Here is a 20,396-nt window from a genome sequence, read left to right as displayed (position 1 = left end):
GCTCAGGCGGCGATCCGGCGACGCTCGACCAGGCTGCGCCTGACCGCGTTCAGCTCGGCCGCGCGCCGCTGGGGCGTGTGGGCCTCCAGCACATAGGCTTGGCCGCCGCGCGCCAGGGCCAGCCGTTCGGCGGGATTTCGGATCAGCCGATCCATCGCCGTCGACAGCGTCCCAGGCGTCACCGCATCGACATACAGGGCGTGCGGCCCGCTGGCCTCGCGCAGACCCCCGCGACCAGACGAGATCAGGGCCGCGCCCGCCGCATGGGCCTCGATGGCTGTCAGGCCGAACGGCTCGTCCCACACCGAAGGCGTCAAGGCGATGGCCGCCGACTGCATCCGCCGCCGAACCTCGGCCAAGGGGGCGGACTTCAGAACCTCCACCCGGTCGCCATATCGCGCCAGCGGCGCGACGTGGCGGGCGGCCCACGGGGCGTGATCGTCCCAATCGTTCAGCATCAGGACGGCGCGCCAATCGGGATGGGCGTCCAGCACGGCGGGCAGGGCGGCGCACAGCGCATCGACGCCCTTTTCGACCATGGCGCGCCCGGCGAAAGCGATGACCGGCTGTCGATCCTCGGGTGACGCCAGCCATTGGCCGGCGTCGATGGGGTTGGGCACGGCGAAGGCGCTGGCCCCCATCTCCGGGAAGGCGCCGACGAAGGCGTCGCGTTCGGCCTGGCTGACGAAGACCAGGCCGTCCACTCTCCGATAACGCGCCCGATAGCGCCAAACGTCCAGCGCATGGCGCGGTGTTCGAAGGGCGTTGTGGCGATAGAGCAGATGCACGGCCGCGGGCAGGGCGGTCTGCACCGCCAGCGCCTGTTTGACCTGCTGATGATGTTCGATCGCGTCGGGGCCAAAGGCGCGCAGCCGCGCGATCAGGGTCTCCATCCGCCGGTGGCCGACTGGCAGGACGTCAACGCCTTCGGCATTGTGATCGTTCGCCCCGGCGCAGCAGAAGATGCGCGTCTCAGCTCCTAGATCCGCGCCTGCCAGGGTGCGCACCACCGTCTCCATCGAGTTCGGCTGGGCTTCCGAGAACCGGCATCCGGGCGGCAGGAGGATGGCGACGCGCAAAGGGAAACGGGTCCGTTGAAGGGCGATGATCCTCTATCGCTCATCCGTGGCGGAACGGCGACGGGCGTCGCTCAGCCCTTGCGCCGCGCCCTTAGCCGCAGTCGCATCGGTTCGCGGCTGCGCAGGGTGATCTGGTGGACGGGGCGGGGTTCGGCGGTCGTCAGGGGCTCCACATCGGCCACGCGCAGGATGGCGGCCAAGGCGATCATCGCCTCCTGCAGGGCGAAGGCCGCGCCGATGCAGACGCGCGGCCCGGCGCTGAAGGGGATGTAGGCGTAGCGGTCGACGGCCTTGCGATGTTCGGGCAGGAAGCGTTCGGGTTTGAAGGCGTCCGGATCGTCCCACAGCAGGGTGTGGCGTTGCAGGATCCACGGGGAGACGATCACCGTCGCGCCGGCCTTGATCTTCTGGCCCCCGATCTCGTCGTTCGCCAGCGCCTTGCGCGCCATGGTCGGGGCGGGCGGGAACAGGCGCATCGTCTCTTCCAGAACCGCGCGGGTCCAGGGCAGGGCCTCGGCCCATTTGGGATCGGCGACGTCGAACTGGTCCGCCTCGGCCTGCACCCGGACCAGATACTCCGGCTGACGCGACAGAAGATGCAGCACCCACCCCAGGGCGCGCGCCGTCGTTTCATGCCCCGCCAGGATGAAGGTCAGGATGTTGGAGGCCACCTCCGCGTCCGACAGACCCGCCCCGCCGTTTTCGTCCGTGGCCAGCAGAAGGGCGCTGAGCAGGTCGGCGGGCGGGGCGTCGCCCGCCTGGATGTGCGTCCGGCGCGCCTCGACCAGCCGCGTCACCCGCTGTTCGAAGAACCGGGCCGAGCGGAAGCTGGCCACCCGCCCCAGACGCGGCGCCCAGTCCGGGGCGCCCAGAACATCCAGCGGGTCGATGCGCGCGCCATTGGCCAGGAACTGGTTCAGCGCCCGCTCGAACCCACGCGCCTCTCCGCCCAGTTCGTCCGAAAACATGGTGGCCGACAGGATGTCGAAGGTCAGGCCCGACATCTCACTGTCGATATCCAGCACCCGTCCTCGCGCCGACAGCGACCAGGCGGCGACGCGGGCATGGCAGACCTCGGCCATGCGCGCGTTCAGCGTGGCCATCTTCGCCGGGGTGAACAGGGGCGCCAGGATGCGCCGGGCGCGGCGCCATTTGTCGCCCTCGGTCAGCAGCAAGCCCTCGGCCAGCATTGGACCCAGCACCCGCTTCTGCAGTTCGCCCTTCTCATAGTTGGCGGCGTTTTCGGTCAGGACATGCCGCACGCCCTCGGGATGGCTGACCACCAGAACCTCGCCAAAGGCCGAGTGACCGTAGATCTGCGGCTCGGTGAAATGCCGCTGCGACCACATCCGGATCGGATCGCGCCAACTGACCCATAGGAAGGGCAGCAACGACAGGGGCTTGCCCGCCCGTCGAGGCGGTATCGCGGGACGAAAGATTTCGGCGGCCGTCGCGTCCATGGACGCTCCTCCTTGAAATCGCTGGCTCTCAACCGGGCGCATCGTCTCTGAAACGCTCGATCTGATGCATCCGTTCATGCAGGATCGTCACGATCCCGACCGTCCCATCGGACGACAGACGCCAGTAAACGTAGTGATGCTGGCATCGGACATAGAAGCCGTCGACGCCGAACTCTGCAGGGATCGCCGCCGCGCCACACGGCGCGCCGCGATGTCCTCGAAGCACGCGAACAGGCGACGGACGTAGGTCTGCGCCTGGGCCTCCCTCCAGGCGTCTCGTCTATAGGTATAGATGTCGTCGAGGCGACGGCCGGCCGCGTCCTGCATGCGAAAGGCCGGCACGACGATCAGCGTCTGGCGTTACGCGCGAAAACGGCTTCGGCGTCCAGAGGGCCATACCGAGTTTCCGGCGCTGCAAACGCCGCCGTCAGCTCGGCCTTCAGTCGTTCGAACCGTTCCGTCTCCACCCGTTCCTGATCGCGTCGGATCAGATCACGGACATATTCGCTGACGTTCTCATAAGCACCGTTCTCGCCCACATTGGCCGCGACAAACTCACTCAACGGGCCGGTGACCCGAACATTGAGGGTCATGGAAGTCGACATGGCGCTCTCCTGTGCCCTCAATATGAGGAGTGTCGAGGACGAAGCAATGGGGTGATTTCGTCGCGTCAGTCGGTCGGAGCCCAAGCCTTCATCTCGGCGATCTCACGCGTCTGGGTGTCGATCACGGTCTGGACCATGCGGCGGATGGCCGGGTCGCGGCTGTCGCGCAGGGCGACCTTGGCCATGGCGACGGCGCCTTCGTGGTGGGCGATCATCTTGGCGACATAGGCCTGGTCGATCGTCTGGCCAGACGCAGCGGCCATCCTGTGGTGCATTTCGGCCTCGGACGCCGCGAAGGCGCGGTCGCCCGGCGTGACGTCCGACGCCGGGCTATGGGACGTCTCGACTTCGGCCGTGGTGCGGGCCGCCGCCGCATGATTGGCGGCCGAGGCGTCGCGCAGCGCCTGCTGCACCGGATCGCCGCCGCCGTCGCCCCCAGCATCAGGACCAGGGCGACGGGCAGGGCGACGCGGATCATGCGGCGTCGCCCATCCAGCCGGGCATCCAGCCTTCGTGCCATTCGCGCAGATGGGCGACGGGGATGCTGAACAGTTCGCCCTTGTCGCCCCTGGAGGCGAAGGCGTCGCCGCCCGCATGGCCGACGACCGAGGCGTGCAGGCCGGCGGCCTGGGCCTTGGCGATCAGGGCCTCGGCGTCGGTCACGGCGACCAGATAACGGGCCTGATCCTCCCCGAACAGGAAGATGTGGGCGTGGGCGGCGCTGGAGGCGTCCAGCGTCACGCCGACGTCCGACGCCAGCACCAGATCGACGGCGGCGCCGATCAGCCCGCCGTCGGACAGGTCGTGAACCACGGTCAGTTCGCCGCCCTCGATCAGGCCGCGCACGAAGTCGCCGGTCTGCTTTTCCAGCTTCAGATCGACGGGCGGCGGGGCGCCGTCCTCGCGGCCCAGGACCTCGCGCAGATAGATCGAAGCGCCCAGTTCGCCGTGGGTCTGGCCGATCAGGACCAGCGTATCGCCCTCGGCCATGCCGGAGAAGCCGGTGACGACGTCGTAGTTGGGCAACAGGCCCACCGCGCCCACGGTCGGGGTCGGCGGAATGGCGACGCCGTTGGTCTCGTTATACAGCGACACATTCCCCGAAACGACCGGGAAGACCAGGTCGCGGCAGGCCTCGGCCATGCCGTCGATGGCGCGCACGATCTGGCCCATGATCTCCGGCCGTTGCGGATTGCCGAAGTTCAGGTTGTCGGTGATGGCGATGGGGCGGCTGCCCACGGCGGTCAGGTTGCGCCATGCCTCGGCCACCGCCTGTTTGCCGCCCTCGTAGGGATCGTTCTGGACATAGCGGGGGGTGCAGTCCGAGGTGACGGCCAGACCCTTGTCCGTGCCATGCACCCGCACCACGCCCGCATCGGCGCCGGTGGAGGAATCCTGGAGCGTATCGGCCATGACGTGACGGTCGTACTGTTCCCAGATCCAGCGTTTGGAGGCCATGTCGGGGCAGGCGACGACCTTCATCACCGCGTCGGCCCAGTTGTCGGGCGCGGGGACGTCGGCGGGGCTCAGTTTCGGCTGCAACTCGGGCTGGACCCAGGGCCGGTCATACAGGGGCGCGTCGTCGAACAGGGGCGCCAGGGGCACGTCGCAGACGGTCTCGCCGTGATGCGTCAGCACCAGATGGCCGGTGTTCGTGGTCTTGCCGATGACGGCGAAGTCCAGACCCCATTTCTGGAAGATGCGATAGCCGACGTCTTCGTAGCCGGGCTTCAGCACCGCCAGCATCCGCTCCTGGCTTTCCGACAGCATCATCTCATAGGCCGTCATGCGCGTTTCGCGCTGGGGCACCTTGTCGAGGTTCAGTTCGATCCCGACGCCGCCCTTGCCCGCCATTTCGACGGACGAGGAGGTCAGGCCCGCCGCGCCCATGTCCTGAATGGCGGCCACGGCGCCGGACGCCATCAGCTCCAGCGTCGCCTCGATCAACAGCTTCTCGGCGAAGGGATCGCCGACCTGGACGGTGGGGCGTTTGGCCTCCGACTCATCGTCGAACTCGGTCGAGGACATGGTGGCGCCGTGGATGCCGTCGCGGCCGGTCTTGGAGCCGAAATAGACCACGTCATGGCCGGCTTCCGGCGCGGCCGAATAGTAGATCTCGTCGGCGCGGGCCAGGCCGACGCACATGGCGTTGACCAGGATGTTGCCGTTGTAGCCCTTGTGGAAGTTGGTCTCGCCCGCGACCGTCGGCACGCCGACGCAATTGCCGTAGCCGCCGATGCCGGCGACCACGCCCTTCACCAGACGTTTCGACTTCTCGTGCGAGGGATCGCCGAACCGCAGGGCGTTCAACAGGGCCACCGGGCGCGCGCCCATGGTGAAGACGTCTCGCATGATGCCGCCCACGCCCGTCGCCGCGCCCTGATAGGGTTCGATGAAGCTGGGGTGGTTGTGGCTCTCCATCTTGAAGATGCAGGCGTCGCCGTCGTCGATGTCGATCACGCCTGCATTCTCGCCCGGACCGCAGATGACGCGCTCGCCGGTCGTCGGGAACTTGCCCAGGTGGACCTTGGAGGATTTGTAGGAGCAGTGCTCGGACCACATGACTGAGAAGACGCCCAGTTCGACATGGTTCGGCTCGCGCCCCAATCGGTCCACGACGACCTGATACTCGTTCGGGGCCAGGCCGTATTCGGCGGCCAGTTCGGCCATCGACTTCTGGGGGGTCTTTTCAGGAGCGCTCATGGGCGGCGCTTCTAGCCGCAGATGCGCCGAATGTCAGCCCGCCCGGCGCAAGAACGGGGAACATCGACCATCGCGAGCGGTTGATTCCGGCGACAATCCCAAGGAGCCCACCATGACCGACACCCCCATCGACCCCGCCGCCACGCCCGAGGACGACGACCGGCCCGAGATCGCCGCCGATGACGCGGGCGCATCCGCCCTTGCCGAAGCCGCTCAGAAGAAGGCGGAAGACGACGCCGAGGAGGATGATCAGTGAGCAAGCCCCACACCGACCGCATCGTTCCCGCCTCGGGCCAACAGATGGATCGTTCGAACGACCCGGAGACGACGGCCGAACTGAACGCCGCCGCGCCAGAGGCCGCCTTGGCCAGCCGTCAGCGCCTGACTGGTTCCGCTGTCGGCGTCGGCAGCGTCGGCTTCGATGAAGACGGCGCCTTCGACGTCGGGGCCGACGATCACCAGCCCCAGGATGACGCCATCACGGATAAGCCTTAAGTCTGATCAATCGCTCTCCCCTCATCCCGACGAAAACAGGGATGAGGGGGAAAGCTTTCGCATCCTTAGCGCGCGCGTTCGACGCCGGGGCGCAGGCGGAAGCTTAGCAGCACGCCGCCCACCAGAAGCACAACCGCGCCGCCCAGGGCCGTGAAGGCCACGGCGGGCTTGTCCGCCTGCTCCGCCACGAAGGCGCCCAGCAGGCCCCAGGCGGTCGGCAGCGGATAGGCCAGCGTCCGCAGAACCGCCGTCACGCCCAGCGCGATCACCGTCACCGCAACGATGGCGACGATGGCCCACAGGTCGGGCGACAGGGCGGCGGGCAGGGCCTCGAAGGCGGTCAAGGTGGTGATCAGATTCAGCGGCGCGGCGACCGTCAACCAGCCTGCAAGGGCGGCCAGCGGCCAGACCAGCAGCAGGCGCTCGCGATCCAGACGCGGCAAGCTGCGCACAAGTCCGGCGACGCTGAGCAGCGGCAGCAGCAAGGCCACCAGGGAGGCGAAGATCACGACGACGCTGGCCGCCTTAAGGTTCAGGGCGGCGACGATGATCCATAGGCCGATGCCGAAGAAGGCGACCGCCGAGGGCAGGCCCATCCGCGTCAGCAGCGGGCTTTCTCCCGTCTGCGGCAGGGCCTGGCGGATGGCATAGGCCAACACGCCCGCATAGATCAGGCCCCAGATGGCGAAGGCGTAACCGGCGACGCGCAGGGTGCTGTTCCCGTCCTCGGCGAACTCGGCCTGGTTCAGGCCCAGGCCGCCCAGATTCTGGACCAGGGGCACGGCGATGGCGAAAACGGCGGCGGCCAGGACAACCAGGCGGCGTGTGCGTTGACCGGGGGTAGGGCGGATGATGGAGGACATTGGCTTTCCATTGCGACGCTTGTGCGGGTCATACGCGCAGGACGTGAAGAAGGTTCATCCGCCCATCGGAAAAGTGAAGCTTGCATTTCGCACCGGCGGCGGCCTCTGCTGCCTTGATGCAAGTTCTGAAACCCCTGGTCGTGTCGATTCTGGTCGTTCTCTCGGCGGTCGGCGTCTCGCCGCCTGCTGTCGCCCAGGTGCAGCCCGCGGCTCAGACGGCGCCCTTGCCGGCCTCGGTTCAGGACGCCTGGGTCCGGGTGCGCGCCGCCCTGACGCCGGCCCAGCAGGCCAACGCGTTGCGTGGCTTTCTTTCCGCCCTGGCCGCATACGAACGGCGACCGACCCCGCCGCCCATGGACGCGCGCGACATCGCCTCCGGGCGCGCCGTTTCACTGGACGATCCGGCCTTGCTGCAACGGCCCCAGGCGCATGAGGTCACGATCACGGTCGGCGGCCAGTTTCTGGTGTTCCGCCCCCTGTCCCGCGCCAGTCTGGAGCCCTTCTTCGGTCGCTAGGAACCCAAGACGCCCGAAGGTGGTTTTTCGGCTGAACCCGCATAGAGGATGACCCCATGGCCGACCCCGACAACGAAGACCTGAACCTGACCGAAGAGGTCGAGGCCAATCTGGCCATCGAGCAGGGTCTGGGCGTCGGCGCCCGGGAACTGGCGGCCCAGCGCGAAGCGGGAGAAAAGGCGTTCGACGAGCAGGACGAAGACGATGCGGCCGCCGATCTTTCGGACGGACGCGCCCAGATCAAGGACGTGTGAGCGCCCTCAGGGCTCCATCTTGAAGTTGACCGAAAAGCGCACCATCCGGCCGCCCAGCGTCAGACCTGCGGCGGCCGCTTCGTCCGAAAGCTTGAGGCGCGCGCGAGGCAGAGAGCGTTCGACCGAGCGCCACAGATTGTAGCCGGCCGGTTGTTCGCTCTCCGTCTGGCATTCAGTCATCTGCCCGGCATCGGTCAGGACGCAGGACAGCACGACATAGCCCTCCAATGGGCTTCGACCATTCACCGATTCAGGAAATGTCGGACGGGGAACAGTCTGCCACAGCACAGTATCCGGCAGTCCATCCTGACCATTGCCGTCGATTTCCTTGGCCCTGGCTTCGCGCGGGTCGATCATCGGCCGGCCGCAAGCGGTCAGTGTTTGTTCGATCGCGGTGCTGGAAGGATTCAGGTCCATGACGTAGCGGGTCCTGCGACCGTCTGGGGTCGATGCGGGCACGATGACCTGAAGCTTGCCGCCCTTCGCCAAGTCGCGCGCGACGACGGCGGGCAATCGGCTGAACGCCGTGTTCCTTTGCGTACCCACTGTCCAGACCGAGGTGTAGGGTTCGGTCTGGTCGCCGGCTTGGATCCCAAGTTCGCGCGACAGGTCGCGACGCGGCGCGTCCGGCAGGCCGGTGATCAGAACATCATAGACCCCATCCACGCAACGGGCGGCTACGGCCAGGCCCGATGTGAAGTCGATCGTCGCCATCACGGCCTTGCGCTCGGGCACGGACGTCAGCGTCCAGTCCTCGGCCTGAGGAGCGCTCTCCTGAGCCAGGACAGGCGAGGCTGCGGCGAGCGAGAGCAGAGCAGCGGTGAATCGAAGACGATTGTGCATCGCCTTAGTCCGCACCAACTTCAGATTGCCGTCAAGCGGCGGCGTAGATGCTCTGGAACAGGACGGCGCCGTCGGCCGAGCCCAGTTCGGCCTCGAAGGCGCGGTCGGGGTGGGGCATCATGCCCAGGACGTTGCCGCGCGCGTTCTGGATTCCGGCGATGGCGTTGACCGAGCCGTTGGGATTGTCGACATAGCGGAACACCACTTGGCCCTCGCCCTCGATGCGGGCCAGGGTTTCGGCGTCGGCGAAGAAGTTTCCGTCGCCATTGCCCTGGGTCATGACGACCTCTCGCTGGCCCTGATAGCCGGCGGTGAAACGGGTCTGGCCGTTGGCGACGGTCAGGGCGATGGGTTTGCAGACGTATTTCAGACCCTGATTGCGCAACAGGGCGCCGGGCAGCAGTCCGGCCTCGCACAGGATCTGGAAGCCGTTGCAGATGCCGACCACGGCGACGCCGTCTTCCGCCGCCTTCTTGACCGCCTGCATGACCGGGGACTGGGCCGCCATGGCGCCGCAGCGCAGATAGTCGCCGTAGGAAAAGCCGCCGGGAATGACGATCAGGTCCAGACCTTGGGGAAGTTCGGTCTCGGCGTGCCAGACCATGCTGACGGGCTCGCCGGTGGAGCGTTCGACGGCGACCTTGCAGTCGCGGTCGCAGTTGGAACCGGGGAAGACGATGACGGCGGCGCTCATGGCGCGGGCCTTTAGCAGGCTTCTTTCGGCTTGTCAGGCCGTCGCGTGCCTACGACCGGTCAGCCAGGCGACCAGGAAGATGGCGAAGCCGCCCAGCGACAGCCCCATGCCGACCCAGCCGGTCGAGGCCCAGCCATAGCCGGCCGCGATGGCCATGCCGCCCAGCAGGGGGCCGATGGCGTTGGCCGTGTTGAAGGCCGAGTGGTTCAGCGCCGCCGCCAGGGTCTGGGCGTCGCCGGCCACATCCATCAGCCGGGTCTGAAGGATCGATCCCAGGCCCCCGCCGGCTCCGATCAGGAAGACCACGATCATCACCGCCCAAAGATGCGGCGCCGCGATCGGATAGAGCGCCAGGGCCGCCGCGCTCCACAGCAACAGCACGCCCGCCGCCTTGAACCCGATGTGGTCCGCCGCCCAGGCGCCCAGGATATTGCCCATGAACATCCCCACGCCGAACACCGCGAAGATCCAGGGCATGACCGTGGCGCTCACGCCCGTCACCGCCTCAAGCGTGGAGGCCAGATAGGCGTAGACCGCGAACATGCCGCCGAAGCCGACGGCGCCGACGCCCAAGGTCAGCCACACCTGCCCCCGCTTCAGGGCGCCCAGTTCGCGCAAGGGGCTGGCGTCGGGATGGGCTTGATCGCGGGGTGCGAACAGGGCGACAAGCGCCATTGTCAGCGCCGCCAGCGCGCCCACGATGGCGAAGGTCCAGCGCCAGCCGTGGGCGTGGCTGATGATGTTGACCACCGGCACGCCCAGCACCGTCCCCACCGTCAGCCCCATCAGTATGGTCGAGACGGCGCGGGTGCGGAAATGAAGCGGCACGACCGAGGCCGCCACCAGGGCCGCCACCCCGAAATAGGCGCCGTGCGGCAAACCGCTGAGAAAGCGGAACGCCAGCATCCAGTGATAGGTGGGCGCCATCGCGCTGGCGACATTGCCTACGGCGAACAAGGCCATGAAACCGATCAGCAACTGCCAGCGCGGCAGGCGCGCGCCCAGCACCGCCAGGATCGGCGCGCCCACCACCACGCCCGCGGCATAGGCGCTGATGACATGGCCGGCGGTCGGCGCATCGACGCCCAGACCGGCGGCGAAGTCGGGCAGGATGCTCATGGCCGCGAACTCGGTCACGCCGATGGCGAACCCGCCCATGGCCAGGGCGACCAGCACCAGGGCGATGGCGCCGCGCGAAAGCGTCGGCGAGGAGGAGGCGAGAGCGGCGTCTGTCATGTTGCGGCGCAACATAGGGCCGCTTGCCGACCCGACAAGGGCAAAGCCGCCCTCAGCCCCGGTTTTCGTAGGTCGCGGTGATCGACGCCTTGGCCAGGGTGTGGAAATGCAGGTTGAAGCCGAACACGGCGCCGGAGTTGTCGGCCGTGACGTCCAGGCTCTCCACATCCACCGCGAAGACGGTGAAGACGTAGCGGTGCGGGCCGTGACCCGCCGGCGGGGCGGCGCCGCCGAAGCCGGGCTGACCGAAGTCCGTGCGGCCCTGGATCGCGCTGTGCGGCAGATGACCGCCCGCCGATCCGGCGCCGGTCGACAGTTCGGTCACATCCGCCGGAATATTGGCCACCGTCCAGTGCCAGAAGCCCGAGCCGGTGGGGGCGTCGGGATCGTAGCAGGTGATCGCATAGCTCTTGGTCCCCTCCGGCGCGCCCGACCAAGCCAACTGTGGCGAGGTGTTGCCCTTGGCGTGAACCTGGGCGTCCGGCAGCACGCCGCCGTCCTGAATGTCGGTGGAGGTGAGGGTGAAGGTCATCTGAAGGGGCTTTCTCGGAAATGCAGACGTCAGGTGGCGGACAGGAGGCGGGCTTTCACACCGCTGCGCTCCAGCAACCTTACCGCCTGAACGTCGAAGGAGACGAAGGTTTCCCCGCCCAGCCATTGGCCGCCGTGGGCTATGACGCCGTCGGCAAAATCGCCGCCGGCTTCGAGCACGGCGAGACCGACCTCCGCCGCCCGACGATCCACAGAGATGTTGCGCATCTCCAGCAGGCGACGAATGGTGGCGGCGATGTCTTCGCGCGAAGTGCGATAGCCCCGCGCCAGAACCCAGGCCAACTCGCAAAGGGATTGGCTGGTGACGGCCACCCGCTCCGCGGATTCCAAAGCCTCGACCGCCAGACGTTGCTGACCCTGGTCATCGCCGACGATGGCCCGCAAGAGGACATTGGTGTCGGCGGTGATGTTCAAGGCTGCTCGGAATCCGCGCCGGCCTGGGCCGTCAGGGCGTTGATCTGTTCGATCGACAGGCGCGCGCCGCTCGTTCGGCCTTTCAGGAAGCCGGACAGGTCGGCCCACGACCCCTTCATCTGTTCGGCGCTGAGTTCGGCGCGACCGTCAGGCAGCAGATCCAGACGGATTTTCTGCCCAGGCTGGATGCCGAGATGCTGCAACACCTCCTTGCGGAATGTCACCTGGCCTCGGCTCGTGACGGTCAACGTCGTCATCTCGAATATGTAATGCGATTTCGCATTACATTCAACGGTGTCATGCCGCCTCGATGCGGTAGCTTTCGATCACTGTATTGGCGAGCAGTTGCTCGCACATCTTCCTGGCCTCGCCCTGCGGGTCTTCGACGCCGGTCAGATCGAATTCGATCAGCTTGCCGACACGGGCGTTCGATACGCCGGGCCAGCCCAGACCCTGCAGGGCGCCTTCGACGGCCTTGCCCTGAACGTCCAGGACGCCGGGCTTGAGGAAGACGTGAACCTTCACCTTGCTTGAAGCGGTTGGGGCCATCAATGCAGTCCTCCCTGGATCACCGTCGGCATGCCCTTCATGATGCCCAGGCGACGGGCGACCTCGGTATAGCTTTCGATAACATTGCCCAGGTCGCGGCGGAAACGGTCCTTGTCCAGCTTCTCGCCGGTCGAAGCGTCCCACAGGCGGCAGCTGTCGGGGCTGATCTCGTCGGCCAGCAGCACGCGGCTGAAGTCGTTTTCCCACACCCGGCCGAACTCGATCTTGAAGTCGACCAGGGTGATGCCGACCGCGCTGAACAGGCCCGACAGATAGTCGTTCACCCGCACCGTCATGGCCAGCATGTCGTCCAGTTCCTGGGTCGAGGCCCAGTTGAAGGCGGTGATATGCTCTTCGGTGACCATCGGGTCGTTGAGCTCGTCCTTCTTGTAGTAGAATTCGATGATCGAGCGGGGCAGGGGCGTGCCTTCCTCGATGCCCAGGCGCTGGCTCATCGAACCGGCGACGATGTTGCGGCAGACGACTTCCAGCGGAATGATCTCGACTTCGCGGATCAACTGCTCGCGCAGGTTCAGGCGCTTGATGAAGTGGTTGGTCACGCCGATGCCGTTCAGGCGCGACATGATGAACTCGCTGATCTGGTTGTTGACCACGCCCTTGCCTTCCAGCACGGCCTTCTTCTGCGCGTTGAAGGCGGTGGCGTCGTCCTTGAAATACTGGATCAGGGTGCCGGGCTCGGGTCCTTCGTAGAGGATCTTGGCCTTGCCTTCGTAGATTTTCTTGCGCTTGCTGTTCATCGTCCGGTCCCGGCTCACGGGCGCCCTCCAGAAACAAAAATCGCGCGGCCATGAATGGAAGGGCAAGACCCGGTCCTGGCGGCGCGTTTCGGAATCGTTCGGGCAGTCAATCTCGTTCGGCGTCTCCTTAGCCGAAGGCGGGCCTGGATACAAATGAGGATGGCGGGCGCGCCCTGTCGAACCCTGATGACCGATGCGCCGGATGGGGACAGACGGTCCCACCCGACTGAAGTCAGGTTGCGTTCATGGCCGGGCGGTCTATAGACGGCCGTTGCCCCGACGTTAGCGGGGCGTACGGAGCTATGCTGAGCGAAATGACGACCTTCGACGATCGGGAAAAGGCCTTCGAGGCCAAGTTCGCCCTCGATCAGGAGCAGGAGTTCAAGGCCATCGCCCGGCGCAACCGGATGCTGGGCCTGTGGGCTGCCGAAAAGATGGGCCTGTCGGCCGAAAGCGCCGATCAGTACGCCGCCGCCGTCGTGCGCGCCGATTTCGAACAGCCGGGCGACGAGGACGTGTTCCGCAAGGTCGCCGGCGACTTCAAAGCCTCGGGCCTGTCGGTGTCCGAAGGCGAGATTCGCTCCAAGATCGACGAACTGGCCTCCATCGCCCGCGAGCAGATTCGCGCCGGCGAATAGCCCTCGGCCTTCGGGTCGATATCGGAATTCGAAAGGGCCGCACCCGGGGGAAAGTGCGGCCCTTTCTTTGTTGCCGGGGACGTTGGGGGATGTCTCACCCGGCGTACTGTGCGTCTCGCGCCCCTGAAGAACACGGGCGCGAGAATTTGGTTTCAGCGCTGAGGCGCTGAAACCCAATTATTTTTACGGCATCAGAACTGTGTCCACGACATGGACCATGCCGTTCGATTGCGCCACGTCCGCCTGGGTGATGGTGGACTTGCCGCCCTTGGCGTCGGTGATGACCCAAGTGTTGTTCGGGCCGGCCGAAACCTTCAGGTCTTCGCCCTGAACCGTCTTCAGCGTGGCGGTCCCGCCATTGGCCTGGGCCTGGGCGGCGATGTCGGCGGCCGTCAGACGACCGGCGACGACATGATAGGTCAGGATATTGGTCAGATCGGCCTTCATCGCCGGCTGCATCAGGCTGGTGCGCGTCGCCTCGGGGATTTTGTCGAAGGCGGCGTTGTCGGGCGCGAATACGGTGAAGGGACCGGCGCCCTGCAGGGTGTCGACCAGGCCGGCCGCTCTGACGGCCGAGACCAGGGTGGTCAGGTTCGACGCCTTGGAGGCGTTGGCGACGATGGTTTCGTTCGGGCTCATCGCGGCGCCGCCGACCATCGGATCGGCGGCGGGAGCCATGGCGGCGCCCTCGGCCGGCGCCATGGCCGTGGATTCCGCCGGCGCGGTCTTTGCCGGCTCGTTGTTGTTGCAGGCGCCCAGCGCCATCAGCGCTCCGCCGGACACGGCGACGAGCATGAGATTGCGAAGATTGGTCATTGTGTTTCGTTCCCTATTGGCCGCTCACGAGGCGGTAACGGGAACGTTACGTTTCGGAGGGCCCAAAGGATGCGTGTCGCGCGACAAGAAATCGCAGCTTCACCATTCAGTCTTCGAACACCACTGTCTTGGCGCCATGCAGCAAAACGCGGTCTTCCAGATGGCGACGGACGGCGCGGGCCAGAACTCGACGTTCTATGTCGCGCCCTTTGCGGATCAGGTCTGCGGGCGTGTCGCGGTGGCTGATCCGCTCAACGTCCTGTTCGATGATCGGCCCTTCGTCCAGGTCCGGCGTGACATAGTGGGCGGTGGCGCCGATGACCTTCACCCCGCGCGCATGGGCCTGGTGATAGGGCTTGGCGCCCTTGAAGCCGGGCAGGAACGAGTGGTGGATGTTGATGCATCGCCCCGCCAGCGCGCGGCTGAGGTCGTCCGACAGGATCTGCATGTAGCGCGCCAGCACCACCAACTCCGTTCCGGTCTCCTCGATCAGGCGCAGCAGGGTTTCCTCTTGTTCGGCCTTGGCGGCGGCGTCGCCCGCCTTCAGCGGCAGGTGGTGGAAGGGCAGGTCGCCCAGATCGACATGGCCGATCAACTCTCGCGGATGGTTCGACACCACGGCCGTCACCTGCATCGGCAGTTCGTCGATGCGCCAGCGGTACAGCAGGTCCGCCAGGCAATGATCGAACCTGGACGTCAGGATCATCACCTTGCGCGGTTCGGCTCCACGCAGGGTCCAGTCCATCTCGAACCGCGCGGCCAGAGGGGCGAAGGCGTCGCGGATCACGGCCTCGGCGTCGCCCTGGGCGGGTTCGAACACCACCCGCATGAAGAAGGTCGCGCTGGAGGCGTCGCCGAACTGCTGGGCGTCGGAGATGTTGGCGTCGCGCGCCAGCAGAAACGAGGAAACCGCCGCGACGATGCCGTGGCGGTCAGGGCAGGAAAGGGTCAGGATCATCAGTCGGCAGGCGTATCCGGGAGAAACTTCTCCAGTATGGCCCAGGTTTGCGCTTTTGCCGACAAGGATATTGCATGGGCGGGGCTGGATGACGGCAGATCGACCAATTCGATCCCGTCCACGCCGCCCAGAATCCGTCGCCCCACCCTGGCCGCCAGCCCCCCGTTGAAGGCGACGGCCCGCAGCGTCGGCAGGCTTTCGACCAATCCGCGCAGATCGGCGGCCTCGGGCGAGCGGATGGCCGCGTCCAGACTGCCGGACCGTTCCGCCGAGGCGATCACGTCCCAAAGCCCCACCCCGCGCGCCGTCAACCGTTCGAGGCGTTCTTCGTAGGGCAGATCGGGCAGGGCCTCGCCCAGCACCCCGCCAATCAGGGGCCAAAAGCCGTTGCGCGGATGGGCGTAATACTGGGCCGCCTTGAGCGATGCGTCCCCCGGCAAGCTGCCCAGGATCAGCAGGCGTGTGTCCGCATCGACAATGGGGCCAAAGCCGATGCGGCGCCGGTCAGACACTCAGTCTCCGAACACCCGCTTGAACACCACGTCCACGTTCTTGGTGTGGTAGCCCAGGTCGAACAGGGCTTCGAGCTGGTCGTGGGGCAGGGTGACGCGGTCGTCGGCCTTCAGGAAGTCGATGAAGGCGCCTTCGCCGCGCCAGACCTTCATGGCGTTTTCCTGAACGGCGGCATAGGCGTCTTCGCGCGAAATGCCCGCCTGGGTCAGGGCCAGCATGACCCGTTGCGAATGAACCAGACCGCCCAGACGGTCGATGTTCTTCTGCATGTTCTCAGGATAGACGTTCAGCCGCTCGACCACGTTCGCCAGGCGGTGCAGGGCGAAGTCCAGGTGGATGGTGGCGTCCGGGCCGATGCCGCGCTCGACCGACGAATGGCTGATGTCGCGCTCATGCCACAGGGCGACGTTCTCCATCGCGGGCGTCACGGCCGAACGGACCAGACGGGCCAGGCCGGTCAGGTTCTCGGTCAGGATCGGGTTGCGCTTGTGCGGCATGGCCGACGAACCCTTCTGACCCTTGTCGAAGAACTCCTCGGCCTCCAGCACTTCCGTGCGCTGCAGGTGGCGGATCTCGACGGCCAGGCGTTCGACCGACGACGCGACGACGCCAAGCGCGGCGAAGAAGGCGGCGTGGCGGTCGCGAGGGATGATTTGGGTCGAGACCGGCTCGACCTGAAGGCCCATCTGGTCGGCCACATACTGTTCGACCGCCGGATCGACATTGGCGAAGGTGCCGACGGCGCCCGAGATGGCGCAGGTGGCGATCTCTTCCTTGGCGGTGATCAGGCGGCGCTTGGCGCGCTGGAACTCGGCGTGATAGCCGGCCAGCTTCAGGCCGAAGGTGACGGGCTCGGCATGGATGCCGTGCGAACGGCCCACGGTCGGGGTGTATTTATGCTCCTTGGCGCGCGTCTCCAGCGCCGCCAGAACCCGGTCGACGCCCTCGATCAGCAGGTCCGACGAACGGGCCAACTGCACCGCGAAACAGGTGTCCAGCACGTCAGACGACGTCATGCCCTGGTGCAGGAAGCGGGCTTCCTCGCCGACGATCTCGGCGACGTGCGTCAGGAAGGCGATGACGTCGTGCTTGGTGGTGCGTTCGATCTCGTCGATGCGGTCGGCGTCGAAGGTCGCGTCCTTGCCCTTGGCCCAGATGGCCTCGGCCGATTCCTTGGGAAACACGCCCAGTTCCGCCATCTTGGTGGCGGCGTGAGCCTCGATCTCGAACCAGATCTTATACTTGGTTTCCTGAGACCAGATGGCGGCGGCGACGGGGCGGGAATAGCGCGTGATCATGGGCGGTCCGTGTCGGTCTGACGGGCCTCGGAGTCAAGGTTTGCCGGACGCCGGTCTTGACTTTGCGCGGCCCTGTCCCAGATTAGGCGCGCTTTCAGGAGGACGACCTCCCCCACATGGGATCAACGCCGGGACGACCCGGCGCCATGCAGGGAGATATGTCATGGCCTGGGTATTCCTTCTTCTCGCCGGCCTGCTCGAAGTGGTCTGGGCTTTTCTGATGAAGGCGTCTGTCGGTTTCACACGGCCGTGGCCGACCGCGGGGATGATCGTCTTCATGATCGGGTCGTTCGGCCTGTTGTCGATGGCGATGAGAACCCTGCCGCTGGGCACGGCCTACGCCATCTGGACCGGCATCGGGGCGGTCGGCGCCTTCATGGTCGGGGCGGTCTTTCTGGGCGAGCCGCTGACCCCGCTCAGAATCGCCGGCGTGACCCTGGTGGCGTTCGGCCTGATCGTGCTGAAACTGGCGTCCAGCCATTGACGGTCTTGCAGGGTTGGGGCGGGCGAAATCCTAATCGCCCGCGAACCATTTCGGCAGACGCCGCGTTAAGCCGACGTCGTTACCTGAAGGGACGGCGTTTCCCTTGTTCGGACCTGTCAGATGACCCGCACGGCCATGCCGACCATCCAGCCCCAAACGGACGCGGCCGTCGCCCCGCGCGCCATGCATCCGGTCGTGGGCTATGGTCTGGCGGCCCTGATCGGAACCGCCTTCTGGGCCAGCCTGCTGGTGGCGATCTTCTAGGCGGCTATCGCTCGCCGCCGACCGCGCTGGCCTGGGCGATCAGGACGGGCTCGGCCTGAGGCGGCGGGGCGACGTAATCCAGGGCGATCGGCGCGGACCGGGCGCCCGAGGCCAGGGCGTCCAGCGTCTTCAACGGCCCGCCGAACATCCGCTGGTAGATCCAGTAGCTGGCCACGACCTTTTCGACGTAGTCGCGGGCCTGGGGCACGTCGATGGTCTCGATCAGCAGCAGGGGATCGGCGTCCGGCCCCAGCTTCCTGACCGCCGCCAGCATCGGCCCCGGCCCGGCGTTGTAGGAGGCCACCGCCCGCAGCAGGTCGCCCTGGAAGGCGGGCAGGGCCAGCATCCGACTGATATAGGCCTGGCCCAGCCGCAGGTTCACCGCCGGATCGAACAGGCGGGTGGGATTGCTGACGAAGCCTCGGTCCCCGCTCAACTCCGCGGCCGTCGTCGGCATCACCTGCATCAGCCCATAGGCGCCGACGCTGGAACGGGCCGTGGCGTTGAAATCGGTCTCCTTGCGCGCCAGCGCATAGACCAGGGCCTTTTCGATGACGAATCCGCCCTCGGGCGTCAGGTCCGGCATGGGGTAGCGGGTCGCGTCGATGCGGCTGGCCTCGGCGGCGGTGTTCACCGGCAGGATGGCGCGGGCCAGGGCGGTCCACATCTTGGCGGCGTCGCCGACGGCGGTGCGCAGATTGGATCGCAGCTCGGTCTCGGCGTCGGCCCGGCGTCCGACCTCGTAGAAGGCGACGGTGCGCTTGGCGCGCGTGTCGCTCTGAACGAAGGCTTCCAGCGCGGTCGGCTCCACGCTGGCGCTCTGGGGCACATAGGTCGCGCGACGCAGGCGGGCCTCGGCCTCATAGGGGCGCGGCCCCATGTTCTCTATCGTCGGCTCCTCGCCCAGCTGACGCAGGGCGATCTGGCCATAGAAGGTGGCGGGCCACTGTCCGGCCAGATGCAGATAGTCGTTCACCCGGTCCTGGCGGCCGGACTGCGAGGCCGCCCGCGCGGTCCAATAAGCGGCGCCCGCGCGCACCCAGGGGTCTTCGGTCGGGTCGTTGGCCACACGCTCGAAGGCGGCGAAGGCGTCGTGGAACTGGCCCAGTCGCCATTCCGCCAGGCCGACCGTCCACCAGTCGCCGATCTGGCGCCCGATGGCCGAGGCGCCGGTCAGGTCGTCGTTGTTATAGGCGACGCGCGCCGCCTTGGCCGGATCGTCGACCCCGCCGCCGGACACGGCCGTCACCAGACTGTTCCAGGTCCGGCCGATCACGCCGCCGGGGCGCGTCGGCTCGGGCGCGCCGTCCGGGCGGCGACGCAGGGCCAGCGTATAGACGCGGTCGGCGCAGGGCAGGTCGGAATAGGTCTCAAGCCACGCCGTCAGTTCTTCGTAGGTGGCGACATGGTCGGGGTGGAACAGGCTTTCGAACTCGACCTGGCCCAGCAGCACCCGGTCCTGGGCCTGGCGCGCCGAGGCCCGCGCCGTCTGGATGTCGCCGCGCCTCAGGGCGTCGAAGGCGGTGGTGTAGGAAATTCGGTCGGCGGAACTCAGGGCCACGGGGCGGCCGGAACCGGCGTTCGAATCCGCCGTTGAACCGCCATAGGGCGTCTCGGCCCAGGCCGCGCACGATACGGCGCAGACGGCGACAGCCAGCGTCGGCGCGAGAAACGCGCGGCGGAACAGGTGCATAAGCGGCGGCCCCCTCGTTGGCGACGGCCGCCTGTCAACAGGACAAAGGCGGCGCGTGTATGGCGATGGTCGTCAGCATGTCACAATGCCGCCGTTAGCCTTGTTCTTCAACCGAGTCCGTTTCAAGGCGAACCGCCAGCGAAAGCAGATCGGCCCAGACCTGGCGTTTGGCCTGGGGCTGACGCAGCAGGAACGCGGGGTGCAGCGTCGGCATGACAGGGGCGGAAACGCCGCCCTCCGCCAGCCGCCATTCCTTCCAGCGGCCGCGCAGCTTCATGATCCCTTCCTCGGCCTGAAGCACCCCTCGCGCAGAAGCCGCGCCCAGCAGCAGCACCGCGCGCGGCTTCAACAGGGCGAAGGCCCGCTCAACGAAGGGGGCGCAGACCGCCTGCTCCTGGGGCGTGGGCGTGCGATTACCGGGCGGGCGCCAGAAGACGGTGTTGGTGATGAACACCCGGTCGGTCAGGCCCGCCGCCGCCAGCATCCGGTCCAGCAACTGACCCGCCTTGCCCACGAAGGGCTGGCCGATCCGGTCCTCGTCCGCGCCGGGGCCTTCGCCGACGATCAGAACCGGGGCGTTCGGATTGCCGCGTGCGAACACCGACTGGGTCGCGCCCATGCCGCGCAGCGGACAGCCCTCGAAGGCGGCGACGGCGGCGGCGAGATCCTGCAAGGTCGCGGCGCCGGCGGCCAGTCGCCGGGCCTCGGATGC

27 protein-coding genes are annotated in these 20,396 nt (G+C 67.1%); 7 read left to right on the top strand and 20 right to left on the bottom strand.

The window, feature by feature from the left end:
- Window positions 1–2: 2 nt before the first annotated feature.
- From RTU05_RS03955 to purL, 5 genes are all read right to left on the bottom strand, one after another.
- Complete coding sequence (locus RTU05_RS03955; protein WP_312595910.1) at window positions 3–1,079, bottom strand: glycosyltransferase family 4 protein; 1,077 nt, start codon at window positions 1,077–1,079, stop codon at window positions 3–5.
- A 71-nt stretch (window positions 1,080–1,150) separates the two neighbouring features.
- Window positions 1,151–2,539, bottom strand: coding sequence for a cytochrome P450 (locus RTU05_RS03950; protein WP_312595908.1), 1,389 nt, complete (start codon window positions 2,537–2,539; stop codon window positions 1,151–1,153).
- Window positions 2,540–2,886: 347 nt separating this feature from the next.
- Window positions 2,887–3,144: an addiction module antitoxin gene (locus RTU05_RS03945; protein WP_312595906.1), complete on the bottom strand. Its 258-nt coding sequence runs from the start codon at window positions 3,142–3,144 to the stop codon at window positions 2,887–2,889.
- 65 nt (window positions 3,145–3,209) lie between these two features.
- The gene (locus RTU05_RS03940; protein WP_312595904.1) at window positions 3,210–3,557 is read right to left on the bottom strand and encodes a DUF305 domain-containing protein; all 348 of its coding nucleotides are present in this window, start codon (window positions 3,555–3,557) and stop codon (window positions 3,210–3,212) included.
- Window positions 3,558–3,618: 61 nt separating this feature from the next.
- Entirely contained in the window at window positions 3,619–5,847 is a 2,229-nt protein-coding gene (gene purL, locus RTU05_RS03935) for a phosphoribosylformylglycinamidine synthase subunit PurL (protein WP_312595902.1), read from the bottom strand.
- 112 nt (window positions 5,848–5,959) lie between these two features.
- On the opposite strand from purL, the gene RTU05_RS03930 reads away from it, so the two are divergent.
- Complete coding sequence (locus RTU05_RS03930; protein ID WP_312595900.1) at window positions 5,960–6,103, top strand: hypothetical protein; 144 nt, start codon at window positions 5,960–5,962, stop codon at window positions 6,101–6,103.
- Entirely contained in the window at window positions 6,100–6,342 is a 243-nt protein-coding gene (locus RTU05_RS03925) for a Tat pathway signal protein (RefSeq protein WP_312595898.1), read from the top strand. Before RTU05_RS03930 ends, RTU05_RS03925 begins: the two co-directional genes overlap by 4 nt.
- Before the next feature lie 65 nt (window positions 6,343–6,407).
- On the opposite strand, the gene RTU05_RS03920 is transcribed toward RTU05_RS03925, so the two are convergent.
- A complete protein-coding gene (locus tag RTU05_RS03920; protein WP_312595896.1) occupies window positions 6,408–7,205 on the bottom strand; it encodes a hypothetical protein in 798 nt (265 codons plus the stop codon).
- 140 nt (window positions 7,206–7,345) lie between these two features.
- Between RTU05_RS03920 and RTU05_RS03915 the strand changes: the two genes are divergently transcribed.
- Both RTU05_RS03915 and RTU05_RS03910 read left to right on the top strand, forming a co-directional pair.
- Entirely contained in the window at window positions 7,346–7,720 is a 375-nt protein-coding gene (locus tag RTU05_RS03915; protein WP_312595894.1) for a hypothetical protein, read from the top strand.
- Between the two features lie 56 nt (window positions 7,721–7,776).
- Window positions 7,777–7,974: a hypothetical protein gene (locus RTU05_RS03910; RefSeq protein WP_312595892.1), complete on the top strand. Its 198-nt coding sequence runs from the start codon at window positions 7,777–7,779 to the stop codon at window positions 7,972–7,974.
- Between the two features lie 6 nt (window positions 7,975–7,980).
- On the opposite strand, the gene RTU05_RS03905 is transcribed toward RTU05_RS03910, so the two are convergent.
- Genes RTU05_RS03905 through purC form a run of 8 tightly spaced genes read right to left on the bottom strand, consistent with a single transcriptional unit; the run spans window position 7,981 to window position 13,020 of the window.
- Window positions 7,981–8,817 carry a hypothetical protein gene (locus tag RTU05_RS03905; RefSeq protein ID WP_312595890.1) on the bottom strand — a complete coding sequence of 279 codons (837 nt, stop codon included), beginning with the start codon at window positions 8,815–8,817 and terminating at the stop codon, window positions 7,981–7,983.
- 31 nt (window positions 8,818–8,848) lie between these two features.
- Window positions 8,849–9,511, bottom strand: coding sequence for a phosphoribosylformylglycinamidine synthase subunit PurQ (purQ, locus tag RTU05_RS03900; RefSeq protein WP_248120374.1), 663 nt, complete (start codon window positions 9,509–9,511; stop codon window positions 8,849–8,851).
- A gap of 33 nt (window positions 9,512–9,544) precedes the next feature.
- Window positions 9,545–10,747 (bottom strand): MFS transporter, encoded by a 1,203-nt coding sequence (locus RTU05_RS03895; protein WP_312595887.1) that lies wholly within the window; start codon window positions 10,745–10,747, stop codon window positions 9,545–9,547.
- Between the two features lie 52 nt (window positions 10,748–10,799).
- Window positions 10,800–11,279, bottom strand: a complete 480-nt coding sequence (locus RTU05_RS03890) for a YbhB/YbcL family Raf kinase inhibitor-like protein (protein WP_312595885.1) — start codon at window positions 11,277–11,279, stop codon at window positions 10,800–10,802.
- 29 nt (window positions 11,280–11,308) lie between these two features.
- The gene (locus RTU05_RS03885) at window positions 11,309–11,713 is read right to left on the bottom strand and encodes a type II toxin-antitoxin system VapC family toxin (protein ID WP_312595883.1); all 405 of its coding nucleotides are present in this window, start codon (window positions 11,711–11,713) and stop codon (window positions 11,309–11,311) included.
- On the bottom strand, window positions 11,710–11,970 hold the full coding sequence (locus tag RTU05_RS03880) for an AbrB/MazE/SpoVT family DNA-binding domain-containing protein (RefSeq protein ID WP_312595881.1): 261 nt from the start codon (window positions 11,968–11,970) through the stop codon (window positions 11,710–11,712). The genes RTU05_RS03885 and RTU05_RS03880 overlap by 4 nt, the downstream gene beginning before the upstream one ends.
- Window positions 11,971–12,010: 40 nt before the next feature.
- Entirely contained in the window at window positions 12,011–12,262 is a 252-nt protein-coding gene (gene purS, locus RTU05_RS03875; protein ID WP_312595879.1) for a phosphoribosylformylglycinamidine synthase subunit PurS, read from the bottom strand.
- On the bottom strand, window positions 12,262–13,020 hold the full coding sequence (purC, locus tag RTU05_RS03870) for a phosphoribosylaminoimidazolesuccinocarboxamide synthase (RefSeq protein ID WP_039244425.1): 759 nt from the start codon (window positions 13,018–13,020) through the stop codon (window positions 12,262–12,264). Before purC ends, purS begins: the two co-directional genes overlap by 1 nt.
- Window positions 13,021–13,334: 314 nt before the next feature.
- Here purC and RTU05_RS03865 point away from each other — a divergent pair, with 314 nt between their 5' ends.
- Window positions 13,335–13,658 (top strand): DUF1476 domain-containing protein, encoded by a 324-nt coding sequence (locus RTU05_RS03865; protein ID WP_248120365.1) that lies wholly within the window; start codon window positions 13,335–13,337, stop codon window positions 13,656–13,658.
- A 183-nt stretch (window positions 13,659–13,841) separates the two neighbouring features.
- On the opposite strand, the gene RTU05_RS03860 is transcribed toward RTU05_RS03865, so the two are convergent.
- The 4 genes from RTU05_RS03860 to purB all read right to left on the bottom strand — a co-directional run bounded on the left by RTU05_RS03860 (window position 13,842) and on the right by purB (window position 17,243).
- Window positions 13,842–14,474 (bottom strand): fasciclin domain-containing protein, encoded by a 633-nt coding sequence (locus RTU05_RS03860; RefSeq protein ID WP_312595876.1) that lies wholly within the window; start codon window positions 14,472–14,474, stop codon window positions 13,842–13,844.
- Window positions 14,475–14,580: 106 nt separating this feature from the next.
- Window positions 14,581–15,432 carry a formyltetrahydrofolate deformylase gene (purU, locus tag RTU05_RS03855; RefSeq protein ID WP_312595874.1) on the bottom strand — a complete coding sequence of 284 codons (852 nt, stop codon included), beginning with the start codon at window positions 15,430–15,432 and terminating at the stop codon, window positions 14,581–14,583.
- Entirely contained in the window at window positions 15,432–15,944 is a 513-nt protein-coding gene (locus RTU05_RS03850; RefSeq protein ID WP_312595872.1) for a DNA-deoxyinosine glycosylase, read from the bottom strand. Before RTU05_RS03850 ends, purU begins: the two co-directional genes overlap by 1 nt.
- On the bottom strand, window positions 15,945–17,243 hold the full coding sequence (gene purB, locus RTU05_RS03845) for an adenylosuccinate lyase (RefSeq protein WP_312595870.1): 1,299 nt from the start codon (window positions 17,241–17,243) through the stop codon (window positions 15,945–15,947).
- 163 nt (window positions 17,244–17,406) lie between these two features.
- Here purB and RTU05_RS03840 point away from each other — a divergent pair, with 163 nt between their 5' ends.
- Window positions 17,407–17,727, top strand: a complete 321-nt coding sequence (locus tag RTU05_RS03840) for a multidrug efflux SMR transporter (RefSeq protein WP_312595868.1) — start codon at window positions 17,407–17,409, stop codon at window positions 17,725–17,727.
- Window positions 17,728–17,847: 120 nt separating this feature from the next.
- A complete protein-coding gene (locus RTU05_RS03835; protein WP_312595866.1) occupies window positions 17,848–17,991 on the top strand; it encodes a hypothetical protein in 144 nt (47 codons plus the stop codon).
- A gap of 4 nt (window positions 17,992–17,995) precedes the next feature.
- On the opposite strand, the gene RTU05_RS03830 is transcribed toward RTU05_RS03835, so the two are convergent.
- Together RTU05_RS03830 and RTU05_RS03825 are read right to left on the bottom strand one after the other, a co-directional pair.
- Entirely contained in the window at window positions 17,996–19,684 is a 1,689-nt protein-coding gene (locus RTU05_RS03830) for a lytic transglycosylase domain-containing protein (RefSeq protein ID WP_312595864.1), read from the bottom strand.
- 94 nt (window positions 19,685–19,778) lie between these two features.
- Window positions 19,779–20,396: uracil-DNA glycosylase (locus RTU05_RS03825; protein WP_312595862.1), on the bottom strand; the 618-nt coding region annotated here is incomplete at its 5' end.

Origin of the sequence: Brevundimonas sp., assembly GCF_032017145.1 — a bacterium.
In the GTDB taxonomy this organism is placed as follows: domain Bacteria; phylum Pseudomonadota; class Alphaproteobacteria; order Caulobacterales; family Caulobacteraceae; genus Brevundimonas.
The sequence above is the reverse complement of the archived record's forward strand: the minus strand, read 5'-3'. Positions and strand labels throughout refer to the sequence as shown.

Bases quoted from the DNA above. Each gene is read 5' to 3' on its own strand.
- RTU05_RS03910 (WP_312595892.1), top strand. From the start codon at position 7,777: ATGGCCGACCCCGACAACGAAGACCTGAACCTGACCGAAGAGGTCGAG.
- RTU05_RS03905 (WP_312595890.1), bottom strand. From the start codon at position 8,817: ATGCACAATCGTCTTCGATTCACCGCTGCTCTGCTCTCGCTCGCCGCA.
- purB (WP_312595870.1), bottom strand. From the start codon at position 17,243: ATGATCACGCGCTATTCCCGCCCCGTCGCCGCCGCCATCTGGTCTCAG.
- RTU05_RS03895 (WP_312595887.1), bottom strand. From the start codon at position 10,747: ATGACAGACGCCGCTCTCGCCTCCTCCTCGCCGACGCTTTCGCGCGGC.
- RTU05_RS03890 (WP_312595885.1), bottom strand. From the start codon at position 11,279: ATGACCTTCACCCTCACCTCCACCGACATTCAGGACGGCGGCGTGCTG.
- purC (WP_039244425.1), bottom strand. From the start codon at position 13,020: ATGAACAGCAAGCGCAAGAAAATCTACGAAGGCAAGGCCAAGATCCTC.
- RTU05_RS03920 (WP_312595896.1), bottom strand. From the start codon at position 7,205: ATGTCCTCCATCATCCGCCCTACCCCCGGTCAACGCACACGCCGCCTG.
- purU (WP_312595874.1), bottom strand. From the start codon at position 15,432: ATGATCCTGACCCTTTCCTGCCCTGACCGCCACGGCATCGTCGCGGCG.
- RTU05_RS03840 (WP_312595868.1), top strand. From the start codon at position 17,407: ATGGCCTGGGTATTCCTTCTTCTCGCCGGCCTGCTCGAAGTGGTCTGG.
- RTU05_RS03830 (WP_312595864.1), bottom strand. From the start codon at position 19,684: ATGCACCTGTTCCGCCGCGCGTTTCTCGCGCCGACGCTGGCTGTCGCC.
- RTU05_RS03950 (WP_312595908.1), bottom strand. From the start codon at position 2,539: ATGGACGCGACGGCCGCCGAAATCTTTCGTCCCGCGATACCGCCTCGA.
- RTU05_RS03930 (WP_312595900.1), top strand. From the start codon at position 5,960: ATGACCGACACCCCCATCGACCCCGCCGCCACGCCCGAGGACGACGAC.
- purL (WP_312595902.1), bottom strand. From the start codon at position 5,847: ATGAGCGCTCCTGAAAAGACCCCCCAGAAGTCGATGGCCGAACTGGCC.
- RTU05_RS03865 (WP_248120365.1), top strand. From the start codon at position 13,335: ATGACGACCTTCGACGATCGGGAAAAGGCCTTCGAGGCCAAGTTCGCC.
- RTU05_RS03945 (WP_312595906.1), bottom strand. From the start codon at position 3,144: ATGTCGACTTCCATGACCCTCAATGTTCGGGTCACCGGCCCGTTGAGT.
- RTU05_RS03860 (WP_312595876.1), bottom strand. From the start codon at position 14,474: ATGACCAATCTTCGCAATCTCATGCTCGTCGCCGTGTCCGGCGGAGCG.
- RTU05_RS03835 (WP_312595866.1), top strand. From the start codon at position 17,848: ATGACCCGCACGGCCATGCCGACCATCCAGCCCCAAACGGACGCGGCC.
- purQ (WP_248120374.1), bottom strand. From the start codon at position 9,511: ATGAGCGCCGCCGTCATCGTCTTCCCCGGTTCCAACTGCGACCGCGAC.
- RTU05_RS03880 (WP_312595881.1), bottom strand. From the start codon at position 11,970: ATGACGACGTTGACCGTCACGAGCCGAGGCCAGGTGACATTCCGCAAG.
- purS (WP_312595879.1), bottom strand. From the start codon at position 12,262: ATGGCCCCAACCGCTTCAAGCAAGGTGAAGGTTCACGTCTTCCTCAAG.